This is a genomic window from Vibrio barjaei (assembly GCF_001639065.2).
Taxonomy (GTDB): Bacteria; Pseudomonadota; Gammaproteobacteria; order Enterobacterales; family Vibrionaceae; genus Vibrio; species Vibrio barjaei.
Genome location: NZ_LQXO02000012.1, coordinates 97,107 through 114,041, shown reverse-complemented (window position 1 = coordinate 114,041; position 16,935 = coordinate 97,107). Strand labels below are relative to the sequence as shown.

Annotated in this window: 16 protein-coding genes; 2 read left to right on the top strand and 14 right to left on the bottom strand. The window is 45.6% G+C overall.

The window, feature by feature from the left end:
* Positions 1 to 47: 47 nt before the first annotated feature.
* Positions 48 to 1,508, bottom strand: coding sequence for an aldehyde dehydrogenase family protein (locus tag AWH66_RS06930; protein ID WP_063605554.1), 1,461 nt, complete (start codon positions 1,506 to 1,508; stop codon positions 48 to 50).
* A 77-nt stretch (positions 1,509 to 1,585) separates the two neighbouring features.
* Positions 1,586 to 1,984 (bottom strand): RidA family protein, encoded by a 399-nt coding sequence (locus tag AWH66_RS06925; RefSeq protein WP_063605555.1) that lies wholly within the window; start codon positions 1,982 to 1,984, stop codon positions 1,586 to 1,588.
* 155 nt (positions 1,985 to 2,139) lie between these two features.
* Here AWH66_RS06925 and AWH66_RS06920 point away from each other — a divergent pair, with 155 nt between their 5' ends.
* Positions 2,140 to 3,021: a LysR family transcriptional regulator gene (locus AWH66_RS06920; RefSeq protein WP_063605556.1), complete on the top strand. Its 882-nt coding sequence runs from the start codon at positions 2,140 to 2,142 to the stop codon at positions 3,019 to 3,021.
* A gap of 75 nt (positions 3,022 to 3,096) precedes the next feature.
* Here AWH66_RS06920 and fucO read toward each other — a convergent pair whose 3' ends face one another.
* The 7 genes from fucO to AWH66_RS06885 form a co-directional block, all read right to left on the bottom strand.
* Positions 3,097 to 4,245 carry a lactaldehyde reductase gene (fucO, locus tag AWH66_RS06915; protein ID WP_063605557.1) on the bottom strand — a complete coding sequence of 383 codons (1,149 nt, stop codon included), beginning with the start codon at positions 4,243 to 4,245 and terminating at the stop codon, positions 3,097 to 3,099.
* A gap of 39 nt (positions 4,246 to 4,284) precedes the next feature.
* Complete coding sequence (gene fucA, locus AWH66_RS06910; protein WP_038228076.1) at positions 4,285 to 4,932, bottom strand: L-fuculose-phosphate aldolase; 648 nt, start codon at positions 4,930 to 4,932, stop codon at positions 4,285 to 4,287.
* A gap of 2 nt (positions 4,933 to 4,934) precedes the next feature.
* Complete coding sequence (gene fucU, locus AWH66_RS06905) at positions 4,935 to 5,375, bottom strand: L-fucose mutarotase (RefSeq protein ID WP_038228073.1); 441 nt, start codon at positions 5,373 to 5,375, stop codon at positions 4,935 to 4,937.
* On the bottom strand, positions 5,368 to 6,816 hold the full coding sequence (gene fucK, locus AWH66_RS06900; protein WP_063605558.1) for an L-fuculokinase: 1,449 nt from the start codon (positions 6,814 to 6,816) through the stop codon (positions 5,368 to 5,370). Before fucK ends, fucU begins: the two co-directional genes overlap by 8 nt.
* Positions 6,817 to 6,854: 38 nt before the next feature.
* Positions 6,855 to 8,606: an L-fucose isomerase gene (gene fucI, locus AWH66_RS06895; protein WP_062460847.1), complete on the bottom strand. Its 1,752-nt coding sequence runs from the start codon at positions 8,604 to 8,606 to the stop codon at positions 6,855 to 6,857.
* 29 nt (positions 8,607 to 8,635) lie between these two features.
* Positions 8,636 to 9,946: an L-fucose:H+ symporter permease gene (gene fucP, locus AWH66_RS06890; RefSeq protein ID WP_006071565.1), complete on the bottom strand. Its 1,311-nt coding sequence runs from the start codon at positions 9,944 to 9,946 to the stop codon at positions 8,636 to 8,638.
* Between the two features lie 79 nt (positions 9,947 to 10,025).
* Positions 10,026 to 10,796 carry a DeoR/GlpR family DNA-binding transcription regulator gene (locus tag AWH66_RS06885; protein ID WP_063605559.1) on the bottom strand — a complete coding sequence of 257 codons (771 nt, stop codon included), beginning with the start codon at positions 10,794 to 10,796 and terminating at the stop codon, positions 10,026 to 10,028.
* Between the two features lie 315 nt (positions 10,797 to 11,111).
* On the opposite strand from AWH66_RS06885, the gene AWH66_RS06880 reads away from it, so the two are divergent.
* On the top strand, positions 11,112 to 11,894 hold the full coding sequence (locus AWH66_RS06880) for an HAD-IIB family hydrolase (RefSeq protein ID WP_063605560.1): 783 nt from the start codon (positions 11,112 to 11,114) through the stop codon (positions 11,892 to 11,894).
* A gap of 50 nt (positions 11,895 to 11,944) precedes the next feature.
* On the opposite strand, the gene phnE (AWH66_RS06875) is transcribed toward AWH66_RS06880, so the two are convergent.
* The 5 genes from phnE (AWH66_RS06875) to AWH66_RS06855 all read right to left on the bottom strand — a co-directional run bounded on the left by phnE (AWH66_RS06875) (position 11,945) and on the right by AWH66_RS06855 (position 16,930).
* Positions 11,945 to 12,748, bottom strand: a complete 804-nt coding sequence (gene phnE, locus AWH66_RS06875; protein ID WP_063605561.1) for a phosphonate ABC transporter, permease protein PhnE — start codon at positions 12,746 to 12,748, stop codon at positions 11,945 to 11,947.
* Positions 12,748 to 13,545, bottom strand: a complete 798-nt coding sequence (gene phnE, locus AWH66_RS06870; RefSeq protein ID WP_006071561.1) for a phosphonate ABC transporter, permease protein PhnE — start codon at positions 13,543 to 13,545, stop codon at positions 12,748 to 12,750. The genes phnE (AWH66_RS06875) and phnE (AWH66_RS06870) overlap by 1 nt, the downstream gene beginning before the upstream one ends.
* Positions 13,533 to 14,303 carry a phosphonate ABC transporter ATP-binding protein gene (gene phnC, locus AWH66_RS06865; RefSeq protein WP_006071560.1) on the bottom strand — a complete coding sequence of 257 codons (771 nt, stop codon included), beginning with the start codon at positions 14,301 to 14,303 and terminating at the stop codon, positions 13,533 to 13,535. Before phnC ends, phnE (AWH66_RS06870) begins: the two co-directional genes overlap by 13 nt.
* A gap of 128 nt (positions 14,304 to 14,431) precedes the next feature.
* Positions 14,432 to 15,472 (bottom strand): phosphate/phosphite/phosphonate ABC transporter substrate-binding protein, encoded by a 1,041-nt coding sequence (phnD, locus tag AWH66_RS06860; protein ID WP_063605562.1) that lies wholly within the window; start codon positions 15,470 to 15,472, stop codon positions 14,432 to 14,434.
* Between the two features lie 240 nt (positions 15,473 to 15,712).
* A complete protein-coding gene (locus tag AWH66_RS06855) occupies positions 15,713 to 16,930 on the bottom strand; it encodes a glycerophosphodiester phosphodiesterase family protein (protein WP_063605563.1) in 1,218 nt (405 codons plus the stop codon).
* Positions 16,931 to 16,935 lie beyond the last annotated feature (5 nt).

Genomic DNA, 16,935 nt, shown 5'->3' with positions numbered 1-16,935 from the left:
CAAGATGAGTGACGTTGTGACGTCACTCTCTCGATGTCGTGTGATGATTAGTAAGGGCGTTGGTACGCTGTTTTTACTACGGTATAGAACTCTTTTGCGTATTGACCTTGCTCACGTGGACCAAAGCTAGACTCTTTACGACCACCAAAAGGTACGTGATAATCTGTACCTGCTGTTGGCAAGTTCACCATGGCACAACCGGTTTGAATCTGTTGCTTGAAGATGGCACTGTTTCGCAGGCTTTGAGTGATGATGCCACCTGTTAATCCAAATCGTGTGTCGTTAGCGGTTGCGATTGCTTCATCTAGGTCGGCGACTCGAATAACGCTCGCCATAGGCGCAAACACTTCTTCTTGGTTCACTTCCCACTCATTCTTAGTATTCAAGAACAGAGTTGGTGACATGTAGTAACCCTCATGCTCAAGATTCAGGCGTTCTCCGCCAAACGCGAGCTCTGCACCACTTTGACGAGCTTTTTCAATCCAACCAAAGTTTGCCTCTAATTGGTTGCCGTCAACCACTGGCCCCATAAAGATGCCTTCTTCAAGTGCATGACCTACTTTTAGTTCGCTCATTCGCTTAATGAGTGCCTCAACGTATTGATCATGAATGCCGTCCGTCACCACAAGACGAGAAGACGCGGTACACTTCTGGCCTGCACCAGAGAAAGATCCAGCAATCGTCGCCTCTACTGCAATCTGAATATCAGCATCATCGGCAATGACCAGTGCGTTTTTGCTGCCCATTTCCAACTGGCAACGAACAAAATTCGGAGCGGTTGCGGCTGCTACTTTACGACCCGTTTCAACAGAACCCGTGAAACTGACGCCGTTCACATCTGTTGAATTGATCAGTGTGTTACCCACTTCAGAACCACTACCTAACACCAAGTTAAACGTGCCAGCAGGTATGCCTTGACGATGGATAATTTCCGTTAGAGCCACCGCACTCGCTGGAGTAAGATTCGCAGGTTTCCAAATGACGCTGTTACCAAAGGCCAATGCAGGCGCAATCTTCCAAGCCGCCGTTGCTGTTGGGAAGTTCCAAGGGGAAATAATCGCGATCACACCAACTGCTTCACGAGTCACTTCCACCGAAACGCCCGGACGCACTGAATCGGCACTGTCACCTATCTGACGTAACACCTCAGCCGCGAAGTATTGGAAGAATTGACCAGCTCGATAGATTTCACCACGACCTTCTAAGAATGGCTTGCCCTCCTCGCGAGAAAGCAAGGTGCCAAGTTCATCACAGCGCGCTATCAATTCGTCTCCAATTGCTTGCAGCACCGCTTGCTTGCGTTCAATAGGCGTTTTTTCCCACTCTGGCTGTGCATGTTTAGCTGCGGATATGGCTTGCTGAACCTGCGCTTGGCTAGCCTGAGCAAAGTGACCTAGATTTTCAGAAATATCCGATGGGTTAATGTTGGCAATGGTGCTCACACCAGACTGCCACTCCCCTGAGATGTACAAGGCATTTTCAGTTGGAATAGTAAGTTGTTGAGTCATTATGCTTTCCTTGTTCTGTAGCTCACTAGATAAGATCTAGCCGCCAATATTCTGCTTAGTTGATTCGTAAACTGTCTTCATTCTGGTTGCGGCGCGGCTGCATACACAACAAATTCGACCAGCATTTCTTCTCTCGCTAATCCCGCCACGACCATGGCTGCGCGATTTGGATAAGGCGCTTCAAAGTATTCGGCATAAACTTCATTAACGGTTTTGAGGTACTCTCGGTCTGTCACGTAGATCAACACTTGCAATACGGAATCTAGAGACGAACCAGCACATTCCAGTGTGTGAGCCAGGTTGTTAAACGTCTGACGGGTTTGTGCTTCAATGCCACCATCAACAACGGCTCCAGTATCATCGATAGGTATCTGTGCGGTATAAAGCGTGCCATTGTTAACAATCGCCCATTCAAGTGGCGCCTTTGAAGCGAAGAGAGAAGTTTTAACTGGAGACTTTTGGGTTTGAAAATTCACGAGCAATCCACCATTTGTAACAACTATGTTTCTTGATGGTTAAATAATGCTACTTGATATTTGATAAATCTAACGGTAAATTTTTTACATTTGATAAGTAAAATCTATCACCTTACAAAAGGTACGGTGACAAAAGGGCTTAAGGAAGTGGTCTAATGAGTATCAAGCTTCAACAATTGTGGCATTTTGTGATGGTGGTCGAAGAAGGGGGATTCAGAGCAGCCTCCAACAGAGCCAACCGCTCGCAAGCAGCATTGTCAACATCAATAAAAGAACTCGAAAAGAACTTAGGTCAGGCACTGTTTGAATCAGGGAACAAATCCAAACTCACACCATTTGGCGAGATTTGCCTTCCCAAAGTAATCCAGTTTCTTAACGTCTATAGTGCATTAGATAATGATTTACGAGCCGCTGCTGCGGGGCAACAAGGACGAGTCAGAATCGCCAGTGTCCCATCCGTCGCAGCTAAGCTGATTCCCAGCGTATTGGGCGCTTTTTGCGAACAATTTCCTAATGTGGAGGTAAGTCTGATTGATGATAACGCTGCAGGTGTCGAAGCACGACTATTGTCAGGGGAAGTCGACTTGGCCCTAGGTAACAGCTCACACCTTGAAGATGGCGCTATCGAGTTTACGCCGCTTATCTCAGATCCCATTGGCGTCGTCTGTTTGAACGACAATCCTATTGCTTCTCAAACCGAAGGCATCGAATGGCAAACTCTGTTACAACAGCCATTTATCAGAAATGGTACTTGCAAGCTCCTAGACCCAACACCAGCCAGAGCCCTCAGCGAGCAGGCTTTGTATTCCGTTGAAAATATCACCTCTCTTTTCTCTGTATTGGAGCTTGGTATTGGCATTACCACACTGCCAAAACTTGCCTTTCCCACTAATGAAACTCGATTAGTCTGGCTTCCTCTTATCGACCCACCTTTACAAAGGCAAATCGGGATATTTCGCCTAACTGAACGAACGATTTCCCCTCAAGCACAAGCATTCCATGACTTATGTGTGACTTATTTGAATTATGACAATTAGAGGACATTAAGCACGTCTGCAACATTCAAAAGGATGTTCAGAAAAACCTAGCATTACGCTAGGTTTTTCATTACGTTACATAGCTTGAGCAAATAGCTTAAAGATTTCTTCTCGCGTCGGAACCCTAGGGTTGCCTCCAAGACATGGGTCAGCCAGAGTCTTATCTAACCAAAGAGCAAAATCACTTTCTTGAATGCCTAGCTCTGCTAAGCCATTTGGAATTTGCACACGCTGTGAAAGCTGACGAATTCTTGCTATTGCGGCTTTCGCCGCAGATTCATCATCTAAGTCTGCAGTACTCGAACCCATAGCTTCGGCAATCGCTCTAAACGGTTGCGGACGTGTTTGAGCATTGAACTCACACACTTCCGGTAACAAGATAGCATTACAAACACCATGAGGAAGGTTATGTGTAGCACCTGGTTGATGAGCCATGGCGTGAACCAAACCTAAACCTGCGCTGTTAAACGCCATACCCGCAAGAAACTGAGCACAAGCTAATTGTTCACGCGCCTCTAGGTTTTGGCCATCATCTACCGCAACTGGTAACCATTTATTGATGAGGCGAATCGCTTCCAAAGCCGTCGGTTTAGTTAGTGTATGTGCACCGGGTGTAACATAGGCTTCAATGGCATGGGTGAGCGCATCCATACCCGTGCTAGCGGTTACGCTGCTTGGTAATCCCAACATAAGCTCAGGGTCATTAACCGCCAAATCAGGTATCTGCTTGGCATCAATAATCACCATTTTTACTTGCCGTTCTTCGTCAGTAATAACCGAGTTAGACGTCATTTCTGCTGCTGTCCCTGCTGTCGTATTAACCGCGACAAAGTAGTCACCCACAACACGCACTTTGCCTACACCTTCATAATCACAAATGTCACCGCCATTTGAGGTCACTATGCGTATAGCTTTAGCACAATCTACAGGGCTACCTCCACCGACAGCAATGAAACAGTCACACTGTTCCTTTTGGTACAGCTCTAGCCCTTCTCTTACTAGTGCAGCCGTTGGGTTGGGTGTCACTTTATCGAACAACACATAATCAATGCTAAGCTGCTCCAATTGAGCCAGCAATGAATCAAGAATCCCCAGTTTAACCAGATTCGCATCTGTCACGATAAGCGCAGTGTTAATCGATTGAGCTTGGATCTCTTGTACCGCATCGTTAATAGCGCCAGCCCCAGCTAAACTCAACTTGGGCAAATTTAAAGAAAAAGCCATGGTCATTTCCCTCTACATCTTCAAATAAGTTATTGGTAACTACTGCTCAACTCTCAGTCCATATGACTTGAACTTGCCCAAAACCTTTTGCATTTCTGCATCGTCAAGCACGGGGACATCTGGTGTAATCGCCATTGTTTTCAGATAGAGGTCAGCCAATACTTCGACTTCATGTGCTAGCCACAGTGCTTTTTCTAAATTAGCCTCACCCGCAATAAGTCCATGGTGTTGCAGCAAAATGGCTTTGCTGTTTGCCATCCCTTCTTTGACATACTCGGCTAGTTCGTGACTGCCAAAAGTAGCGTAAGGGACACAAGGGATCTCTGTCGCACCCGACGCAGCAACCATATAATGAATCGCTGGGATTGGTTTGTTCAGAATGGATACCGCCGCACAATTAATGGCGTGATTGTGAACCACCGCGTTTACGTCTTCACGAGTTTGATAACAAGTCAGATGGAAGTGCCACTCTGATGACGGTAACTTGCCTTCCTCAAAGAACCCATCATGAGTGACATACACAATATGATCGGGTGTGAGTTTGTCGTATGCGATGCCCGTTGGTGTGATCAACATACCGTTATCAAAACGAACACTGACATTTCCAGCAGTGCCTTGGTTCAACCCAAGTCTTGTCATTTCAAGGCAAGTGTCGATGATTTGTTGCGAAAGTTGTTGTCTGTTCATGCTTATAGTTCCTTAAATTCTGTTACGCCTTTCTTGAGAATGATGTTGCCGTATTTTGCCGTTTCGCCTGTAACGACAACGGCGGTGCAACTTCTCACGCGTTCATAAAAAGCAAATCGTTCGATACGCTCAATCATGGTTGCATCAATGTTGTTAGTGTTTATTGCGGTTAGATAGCGATCCTCAACCGAAGGATCTAGCGTATCGCCTTCAACAGCCTGCATCATCGCCAAGGGCTGCTGAACATATTGGTCCAATTCAAATAGTGGGATGATGCCGCTTAGTAGCGTGCTAACTCGAATACCATCAGCCCTAATAACGTTGGAATTAAAGCTCGCAGCCGGAAAATGTGCGTCTGCAAGTAAGATTTCGTCTCCGTGTCCCATGCCTGCTAATGTTGCAATTAACTGCGGAGATAGCGCCGGATGAATTCCTTTAAGCATATTCTGGCTCCTTCTTTGTGCTCATTACGTGATTACGTGGTTCGACTCTCGTTGTCGGCGATTTCATGGCATTTTGAGCCTCAGATAACGAGTTAAAATGACCAACACCGTAAAACGCCACCATTGCAGCTCCAGTTACCGTCGCCTCTGCTTGGTCGACGATTAATAGTGGCTTTTGAATGGCATCGGCACGCAGTTGGTTCCAGAGCGTATTCTTTGTCCCTCCACCTACGGCAATAACGGGTAAACTTCCTAAATGGCAACGCTCTGCAAGGTAATCAAAGTTACGTTTGAACTGCAGACTTAACCCTTCAAAAACAGCTCGGGTAACCTGCCCTCTCGTGGTGTGAATAGACAAACCTTCAATAGCACCGTTACCTTGTCCTCCAGCGTCAACAGAAAAATCTGGATTAAAGCGAACATTCCCTGCTCCAGGGCCGGCGGACTCAGCTTCTGAAATCATGATCTGATAAAGTTCGCTGCTGTCTTTTTCCGCTTGATAAAAGTGGTTAACAACCCACTCAATAACAGCGCTGGACAACCATTGGATAGCCGGGTTGTATACCCCTTGAACCGCATCCAATTCGACTGTTAATCCTTTTTCAAGAGAGTCTCTATCCACCTTGGGCTTCGACGAACGAGCCATGAGAATTTCCCATGTACCTGAACTTAAAAACGCTTGGTCTTGTTCAGCACCAGAACCAATTAACGCAAACTGAGTATCATGTCCGGTAGAAACGACTGGAGTCGACTTTGGTAATCCCAACAGCTCAGCCACCTCATCGAGTACCAACCCAACCTGACAACCGGCATCTATTAGGTTCGGAAAGTGCTCAGCACTTAAATCTAGGTATGACAATGTCTTATCATCCCAACTACCATCACCTAGACTTGTTAGCATTGAGGTACCAGCCATGGTTCGATCTGTGGTCAGTTCTCCGGTTAACTTGTGAGTTAGCATCGAGGAAATGAACACAAACTTGTCCATCGATTGATAGATCTTCGGCTCGTTATCTTTAAGCCAACGAAGCTTGTAGAGCGTATTGAAGCTGTAGTCGCCAACCCCATTACTTTGGTATAGGGCTAGTCTGTCGGTCTCTGTCTCTACTTGCGACATCACAGGTACCGTTCTCGGACATTTCCAAGAAATAATTGGATATATTTGTTGAGCGCTTTTCGAATACGGTGCACCATCAACCCCGAACGTTGTTACTGTCACCGCCACTATCTGCTCTGCATTCAATTGGCTAGTAACCGCGGCGCAGCACCTGACCAGCTTGCTCCATATCTCTGCAAAATCCCACACATGGTATTGGTTTTCAGAACCCGATAACTGAGTGTTGTTTTTGATGTAGTGCGACGCGAGTATTTGTCCGTTATCGGAGACGGCAATGGCTCTAATATTGGTAGCGCCACAATCCAAAACTATTACTACTGACATAACGCGATCCTATAGGCGGGTTTCCCCGCCTTACCTAGTTACTTATATAGAGGGCCAAAGTTGGCACAAGCTCGGTAGTCTTGACCTTCCGCATCCTGACCAAATGCGCTCCAAGTATGCGGGCGGAAAATCTCGCTCGACTCAACGTTATGCATAGACACCGGAATACGTAGCATGGAAGCTAAGGTAATGAGATCCGCCCCGATATGACCATGAGTGATAACGCAGTGGTTCGCACCCCAATTAGCCATGACCGAGTACACGTCTCTAAATGCACCAGTGCCAGTGAGTCTTGGAACAAACCACGTCGTTGGCCATGTTGGGTTGGTACGCTCATTCAACGTATTGTGAACATTTTCAGGAAGCGTGATGGAGTGCCCTTCAGCAATTTGTAACACAGGGCCAACACCCTTAATGAGATTGATTCTGTGCATAGTGAATGGCATGTCACCATGTGTTAGGAAGTTCGAAGAGAAACCGCCTCCACGGAAGTATTCACTTATTGCAGGCGGCCATTGAGTAGCATCTAGGCATTGTTGCGCATCTTCAACCGTCATATCCCAATGAGGCTTGATAACAGGTTTGCCTTGCTCATCTTTTGCTTCGCCACTGCCGTCTAACGCAGCGGAACCGGAGTTAACAAGGTGAATGAAACCAGATTCTGGTTTGTAGCCACTCACTCGTTCTACCGCACTATCAGACCAATAGGTTCGAACATCGCAAAAAACCTGAGCTTGACCGGTAAGCATCTTGCCAAACAGCATGTTTACGCCGTTCAAACTGTCGTTCTCTGTAGCTAGAGCAAACGGTTCACGAAGTCCATTCCAGTCAAAAGACGAGTTAAGGATCGCTTCGCTAAAGTCACCGTTTGGCAAATGATCAGTCCAGTGGCGTTGACCTTGGAAGCCGCCCACTACGGCGTTGTGTCCCATTGCTTCTTCGCCAAAGCCTAACTGCGCTAGTTTAGGGTTACCTATCATGAGATCGCGCATGATCATCGTCATCTTAACGACTGTTTCCCAATCTTGCTGCTTTTGCTCTTCAAGCAACGCTTCGCCGTTATAGTCTTTGCCTTCTTTACAGTTTTCTTTTGTCCATGCTAATGCCAACTCAAACTCATCTTTATCGTAGACTTCACGATCCAAGCGTCGCTTAATTTCAGTCATGTCGACATATTCATTTCTCATTCCTAAATAACGTTGGAAGAAATCTGGATCGACCACCGAACCTGCAATACCCATCGAGACCGAGCCCATGGACAGGTATGACTTGCCTTTGATGGCTGCTACGGTTAAGCCAGCACGACAGAAACGTAAAATCTTATCCTGAACATCTTGAGGAATGGATGTGTCATCAGCATCTTGCACTTCTTGCCCATAGATAGAAAAAGCAGGTAAACCAAGCTGAGAATGTCCAGCCATGGCCGCGGCTAAATACACTGCCCCTGGGCGTTCTGTGCCATTAAAGCCCCAAATCGCTTTTGGCATATGTGGGTCCATATCAATGGTTTCTGTACCATAGCACCAGCAAGGTGTAACCGTAATTGAAACCCCTACATTCTCGCGACGAAACTTATCTGCACACGCCGCTGCTTCCGCAACACCGCCTATCGTGCTGTCAGCGATTACACATTCAACCGCAGTGCCACATACATGCTTAATGTTTTCTTCAATGAAAGCAGCGAGGTTCTTCGCCATATTCATAGTTTGAACTTCTAGAGACTCGCGAACGCCCATTTGGCGACCATCAATGGTTGGACGAATACCAATTCTTGTTAGGGTTGTAGTCATAATTTTGTTCTCGTTTCCGTTAAATTGAATTACTGCTTAATTTTGTAGCCGTTAAGGCCGAAGTAGATAAGGTATGCAAAGCCAATTAGAGGGATAATGAAGGCAGCTTGAATACCCATCGAATCTGAGATTTGTCCCATAATGGCGGTGAGTACTGCGCCACCTAAGATAGCCATAATCAGACAGCTACCTCCGAATTTTGAATCACTGCCAAGGTCACGAAGTGATAGACCGAAGATGGTTGGGAACATCAATGACATACATGCTGAGATACCAACTAAAGCGTAAGCACCAACCACGCCACCAACGGTCATCAGCATTAGCACTAGAACAGAGGCTACCAATGCGAGTGCTGCTAATAGTTTCTCCGGTGCGATGTACTTCATTAAACCAACACATACGAATCTAAAGACACTAAAAGTAATGATTGATACCAACAGGTAAGTGGATGCTTCCGCTTCAGTGCCGCCTACTTGAGTCATCACATAACGAATCGTCCACGACCAACAGCCAATCTGACAACCAACATAAAAGAACTGACCGATCACGCCTTTGACAAAGTGTTTTTTCTGCATCAGGCGACCAAATGTGGCGCGGATAGACATGTCTAAGTCGCTCTCAGCAACCGTGTCTTTTGCTGCCGGCATCTTAGTGAACGCAATCGCTAACCAAACAAAGACAATCACCGCCGCCACCATGAGATATGGCATCATTACTGCGTTCAGCTCAGATGTTTGAATCGCAGACAACTCTGCTGAACTCATAGCGGCGCGTTCTACATCCGTTGCCGGATTCAATTGAGATAAGATATACACCTTACCGATCACTACCCCAGTAATAGAGCCCACAGGGTTAAAGGCTTGAGCAATGTTTAAACGTCGTGTTGCCGTCTCTTCCGGTCCCATCGCGATAATGTAAGGATTGGCACTGGTCTCAAGGATGGATAGACCACCCGCAAGCACAAACAGCGCCATTAAAAATGGTAGGTATTGCATTGCTTGTGCTGCCGGGTAGAACAGGATGGCTCCGCAGGCGAATAGACCTAGTCCCAGTAGCACTCCCGCTTTATAACTATAACGTTGAATAAAAAGAGCAGCAGGAAGAGCCAGTACAAAATAGGCTCCGTAAAAGGCGGTTTGTACCAATCCTGATTGCATATCGGTTAATGTAAAGACCTTTCTAAATTGAGCGATCAATACGTCGGTCATATTGTTTGCCAGTCCCCATAAAGCAAAACATGAGGTAAGCAAGATAAACGGTATTAAAATACTCTTAGGTATGACTTCAGAGTTTCCTTTCTTTGATCCACGGTCCGTGGTGGATATTAGTACGTCGGTCATTTTCTTTTCCTTTAGATATACTGTACCCTCCAAATTAATGTTGGATACTGTTTCACGTTATTGGATTAAACTAATTATTTTATATTGGTGTTATCATGCACTTATTTGGATTTGAAATTGAATTCATATCACCATGAATATCACTTTCAATTTCCGCATTGGAAATCAATATATCGATTTCACAAAAATTACATATTTTTAATAAACTTCGTTTCTTGTATTTATTCTTATCCGCAATAAGAATATTCTTGCTCGACACTTGGATGAGCGTCTTTTTTATCTCGTAGTTGTATTCATTCGAATCCCACACACCACTATGTTCATCAAAGCCCACACAAGAGATTACACTCAGGTCAAGCGCCATTTCCTGCAAAGTATTTTTGGCAATCAAACCATAGAATGATTTGTATTTTTCTGAGTAGTGACCACCTAAGCTAATAATCGTTATATTCTTTTTCCCAGATAGGACACTAATATTATTCAACGAGTTGGTTACAATCGTACAACGAATATCAGGTAATGCTTGAGCAACTAGCCAACTTGAAGAACTAGCGTCTAAACCGATAACGGCACCTTCATAAATATGCTCAATAACTTGTTTAGCCAAATCTTGTTTGTCTTGCATATTGCTTGAGGCTCGATTAGTAAACGACGTTCCTTCATCAATATAACGCTTACTTATAGCGCCACCATGAGTACGAATTAATTCACCTTTTTTATCCAAAGTTTTAAGGTCTCGACGAATTGTTTCCACCGACACATTTAATTCCGATGCCAGGTCTTGAACTGAAACTTGACCAACCTTTGAAATTAAACCCAAGATAAAATTCGCTCTGGTAATTGCTTGCATCGTTTCCTACTACCAACTGCTTTGCTGTTATTAACAGATTAATCGAAAAGGCCAAAAAAACTACGACCCAGCTCACACTAGATTTTTCAGTGACCACTTTTGCCCGATTGTTTGGTTTACCACACAAAAAAACGGGCATTGACTGTGGGAAACGGGCATAAGCGGCGAAAACCAGACATACATTGTGACATTTGAGTGTGTTCCAACGCTTCAAACGTCATATAGGCATAGCTAAATCTACCTACGTCACTGCATAATTTTGCCGTTTTGGTACTATTGAAAACACGATAAAAAGTACAATTGAGAATAGAAAGTATGACCAATCCACTCTCTTCAGAATGGAAGCAGATCAACTGGGTTCTGACCGATGTTGATGACACCTTAACGTGGGATGGCTCCTTGCCTCCTGACACTCTCATCGCCCTACAGTCTCTGCGAGATAATGGCATCAAAGTGGTGGCGGTGACTGGTGCTTGTGCAGGATGGTGTGACCATATTGCTCAGTTGTGGCCAGTGGATGCGGTACTCGGTGAAAATGGTGCATTCTTGTTGGAAAAGAAAGATGGCGCGTTGCAAATAACCACCGAGCGACCTTTGAATCAGATTCGCGCAGATCAAGCCAAACTCAAACAGCAAGTGCTGGATATATTGAGCGATTTTCCTGATTTAGCGTTAACTCTCGACCAATCCTATCGATTATGCGAAGTTGCCATTGATATTGGTCAGAACCGTGAGCCTGTAGATCCGAACATTGTTCAACAGGTACTGACTCGAATCCATGCTTTGGGTGCGCATGCTACTGCAAGTTCTATTCATATTAATGCTTGGTATGGTGACCACTCTAAACGCCACTCATCTCTCAGCTTCTTGAAAGGCAAAGGCATTGAGGGCCATAAGGTTGATGAGCAGTGCTGCTACGTAGGGGACTCTCTTAATGATCAATTGATGTTTGAGCGCTTACCTCTCACCGTGGGTGTGGCCAACATTACGCACTATTGGGATAAGCTAGAACATAAGCCTAGCCTTGTGATGACTAAGCCGGGTGGCTTCGGATTTGCAGAGTTTGCCGAGAAACTGATTGCGCTCAAGCAAAGTTAATAGCAATAAAAAACGGCCATAACGGCCGTTTTTTATTGGCTATAAATCAACTAGATTAACTTGTTTCGAATGTGAATGACTAAGGCTTCAGCAATAATAACGACTGCGAAAATCGTCACTAACACCATTGAGACTTTCTGCCATTCGAATAGGTTTTGAGCATCGTTAAGAACTACGCCGATCCCCCCAGCCCCAACTAAGCCAAGCACTGCAGATTCACGTACGTTGATGTCCCAACGGAACAACACAATCGAATAAAAAGCGGGCATTACTTGAGGCCAATAGCCTTTGACAATCACGCTCATCCAAGACGCACCTGTCGCTCGTAATGCCTCGATAGGCCCCATGTTCACTTCAGCAATGGCTTCCGACAGCAGTTTCCCTACAAAACCGACGCTGCGGATCGCAATCGCCATAATGCCAGCCAGAACACCGGGGCCAAACAGCGCAATAAACAATAGCGCCCAAACCAATGAGTTCACTGAGCGCGAAGATACCAAGAAGAACTGAGCAATCCAGTTTAATGTTTTGCTTGGTGTAATATTCGGTGCATTAAGCAGCGCGAGAGGTATTGCAATAATCAAAGTAAATAGTGTACCCAGTGTTGCGATATGCAGCGTTTCTATCATCGCCGCATGAATGGTTTGCGGGTAGAAAGCGTAATCCAAAGGCACCATACGCTGAAACATGTCGGCAAATTGCGCTGGCGCGTCATACAAAAACTCTGGAATCACTTCCACCGTTTGCCATGACCAAACGATGGCAGATACGAGGCACAAATACACGGCGAAACGCGCAATTCGCTCATTGGGAGTAAAGCGTTGCCACTCTTTATCAATAGCTGCTGTGGTCATTAGAAGATTCTCCTCACGATATTAGACAAGAACTCGCCAACCAAAATGAGTGCAATAATGGTGATGAGAATGGCGGCAACGAAATCATAATCAAAGCGTTGGAATGCGGAGAACAAGGTACCACCAAGTCCACCAGCACCAACGATCCCGACCATGGTTGAGTTACGTAAGTTGGAGTCAAGCTGATAACTGGCAAAGCCGATGAAGCGAGTAAACACTTGTGGCATTACCGCGTATAGAATCACGCTGGCAAAACTTGCTCCGGTTGCTCTAATCGCCTCTACAGGCTTAAAGGAAATCTCTTCAATCGCCTCAGCAAATAGCTTGGCAATGAACCCTATTGACGCGAACACCAGCGTCAAAATACCCGCCAATGCGCCAAACCCAACCGCTTTAACAAACAAGATGGCAATGATGACTGGGTGGAACGAACGGCATAATGCGATAAAGCCTCGCACCGGAGTGGACACAATTAAAGGCATCAGGTTTCGTGCAGCTAGTAGACCCAAAAAGAGCGAAATAACGATGCCGAAAAAGCTCGAAATGATAGCTATCTGCAAGCTCTCCGCTAAACCACTCAATAACAAGTTAGTGCGAGAAAAATCAGGTGGAATCATACGAGAGATCAGTCGTTCACTCTCACCAAAACCTATGATTAATCGGTCAAATGTCAGACCCAACGTCGAGACGCTGTAAAACAGATACGCCACGACCGCAACAACAATCGCGCGACTTGTCCACGACGGTTTGAATGGGTTTTCAACATTGATTTTTGCATTCGGAGTTAGTCCAGCCATGACTCACCTCCGTAAATGATCTTCAGATCTTCTTCGGTAATTCCCTCAGGGCTGCCGTCATAATGTACCTTGCCGTTACACATGCCGATAATGCGTTTTGCAAATCGCTTCGCTAGGTTCACATCGTGGATATTAACCAGCACCGGAATATTCTTCTGCTCAGCAAAGGTCTCCATCAGCTCCATGATTTCCACAGCGGTTTTTGGATCCAAAGACGAAGTCGGTTCATCGGCAAGCAGAATATAAGGGTCTTGCATCACAGCTCTTGCAATACCAACGCGTTGACGCTGACCACCAGACAGGCTATCAGCTCGCTGGTTAGCAAAATCTTGTAAACCAACAAAATTGAGCAGTTCAAATGCTTTAGCAAGATCTTCTGAAGAGTATTTACGTCGCCACGCATTCCAAGCACTCATGTACCCCAAACGGCCGCTTAGTACGTTCTCAATAACCGTTAAACGTTCAACTAAATTGTACTCTTGGAACACCATACCTATGTGTCGGCGCTGCTTTCTCAACTCTTGACCCTTTAGCTTAGTTAGGTCTTCTCCTTCAAACAGGATTTCACCGGATGTTGGGTCGTTGAGACGATTGATGCATCGAAGTAAGGTACTTTTACCAGTACCAGATGGGCCAATGATCGCGATAATCCCCGGTTCATCGATATCAATATCGATCCCTTTTAGGATTGGCTTACCTGCGACATATTCATGGAATAGGTTATTGATTTTGATTCCGTCGTAGCTTGCTACAGCCATACTGCTTTCCTTGTGCTTACCCTAATTCGCTCTCGATTGTTCAGCGTCTTAGGCAAATTTTGAATGAACTATGCCCTACCCTTGAGGGCATAGTTAACAAAGATCTAATGGTTTAAATTAGGGGGGAGTTATTGAGTGCTAGCTTGCTTTGCTAGTTCCGCAGCTTTCTTCTTAGCACGCTTCGCCGCATCTTTCTCAGCCAACTTCTTCAGACCCGCCTTGGTGTAAGCCGTACCCGTGGCATGTGCGATATCACGAATCACGCCCCACTCCTCTTGATAAGTGATTGGTGAGAAACGGTCAGCGCCTTTAAACGAAGCGCTCATTTCTGGGGTAAAGCGGTAACTAAAGAATGCCTCTTTGATTTTCTCAACCAGTTCTGGTTTCAGGTTATAAGAGTAACCAAATGCTGAAGTTGGGAAGCGAGGACTGCGGTAGATGATTTTTAGTTCTGAATCGTCAACACGACCCGCTGCAACCATGCGGTCATAGACGTCTGACGCGACTGGCGCGGCATCATAGTCGCCGTTGTAGACGCCAAGAATAGATTGGTCATGTTTACCTGAATAAAGCACTTTGTAGTCTTGGTCAGGTACAAGTCCTTCAGCAGGGAAAAGTGCGCGTGGTGCTAGGTTACCAGAGTTGGATGAAGCAGAAGTGTGAGCAACCTTTTTACCCTTTAAGTCAGACATGTCGTTAATACCGCTGTCTTTGCGAACAATAGTAATCAGGTTGTAGCCTTGGAAGCCAGCTTCGTCACCTTTTACTGCAATCGGGACATAGCCTGCCAAGTTTACTGCATAACCTGTAGGACCTGTCGAAAAGCCTGCGACGTGAAGTCGGCCAGAACGCATCGCTTCAACCTGAGCAGAGTTTGAGTGCACCGTGTAGTAAATTACGCGTTTACCAGTAATCTTGCTCAAATGTGCTTGGAAGTCAGCAAACGCATCTTTGTACAATGCCGGATCTTCTACTGGAGTGTAGGTAAATACTAAGGTACTTGGGTCAACCCACTCATCGGCATTTTTCGGAGAGTCAGCGACCAAATCGTTGTTTTCATCACAGTATCTATCGTCAAGTACGCCGCGGCTAGAGCATTCATTTGCTAGAGCGAGGGAAGGTGCAAGCAGCGAGGTGGCGATTAACAGTCCTTTAACACTGATTTTCATATTCAAACCTTATTTTCACGTTGTTGTTGTAATCACGTCACATATTGCATGCGACGTGCCAACAATTTTATTCTTATTATTCAATTAGTTAAATTACACCACTCAAACACGTTAGCTAAATGGGTCAAAAGTGTCCATTAAACAAACCGTCATTTGAGTCAGTTTTGTCCCAACTTTTTTTTTGCAAAGATTAACGCCACTAAAAAAGGGCCCGAAGGCCCTTACTATACCTTCAAAAATCTACGATTCGATGTCCATACAGTTAGCGTAATAGGTCACTGTTGCCGGCCAATCACTAAACACACCCAACACACCTACATCTTTGGCTAGTACATCTAGCATGACCATCATGTCACCATCTTTCGTGATAGCTGGTTTGACTGATTGATAGTACCATCCACCGCCATTGTTCAATGGTCCAGAACGTTCCAGCGTCCAAGCGATAATGTCTAAATCAGCTTGCTTGGCCAGTTTCGCATAATCAGATGCCACTATTTGTCCTTTGTCATCAAGTTGCACTAACGCGAACAACGGTGGGGCGATAATATTGACGCCCTGCTTATGCAGATCTTTCATGTTCTCTAGAGAAGCAACAAAGTCTTTCTGCTCATAGACACGGTCATCAAGATACACTGCTTGCTCGCCAAACTCCGGAGTCTCGGCAATCCAATATTTCACGTCATCTAGGTTAAATGACTGAACGTAGGTATCGGAAGGCGCAAAACCCGCGGCTTTGAGTTCATCAATCAATTTTTGCGCGTACATTTCTTGGCTAAAGCCATCAAACGGCATTTCAACCGCTGCAGATTTTAGCTCCGGCGTCACTTTGACCCCATGCTTCTTAAACAGAGCAGCGCTCTCTGCATGGGTCATTAACGTACCACTTTGTGCATACAGATCCGTTCTCCAACTTGGCGTTCCCTGCATGTATTCTTCGATAGTGGTCGCTTTCGGGTTAGCGCCATCCATTTTGCCTTTCAAACGCTTAAACTCCGCCAGAGTAAAGTCTGATGTGCGGCACTCAACTTGTGCGTCTTTACCGGTAGATGGATCAGCTGGCTGGAAAGGTATGGTGCATTTTTTTGCAAGATCTGGGTGTGCCAATACATCGGTTGTTGTGTTCAAATCACTTTGAGAGTGACGACAAACCAGTTGCTTGTCTTTGGTGAAGGTAACATCACACTCCAGTACACCCGCTCCCATCTCAATTGCAGCTAGATAAGACTCTTTAGTATGTTCAGGAAACTGCATCGCAGCACCACGGTGTCCGATAGAGAAATCACTGCGCTCAAACGCGCCATTACTGCAACTCTGTAGCTTATCTTTAAGAGGGCTATCATCCATGCTATTCACCAGATAAGCCGGTCTTGGCCCCAAATTGGCGGGTTCATCAGCCCAAACACTTGCTGAGCTTACTGCCATCAGGACGCCTGCCACTGCTGTGAGTATGTGCTTCATTTAGT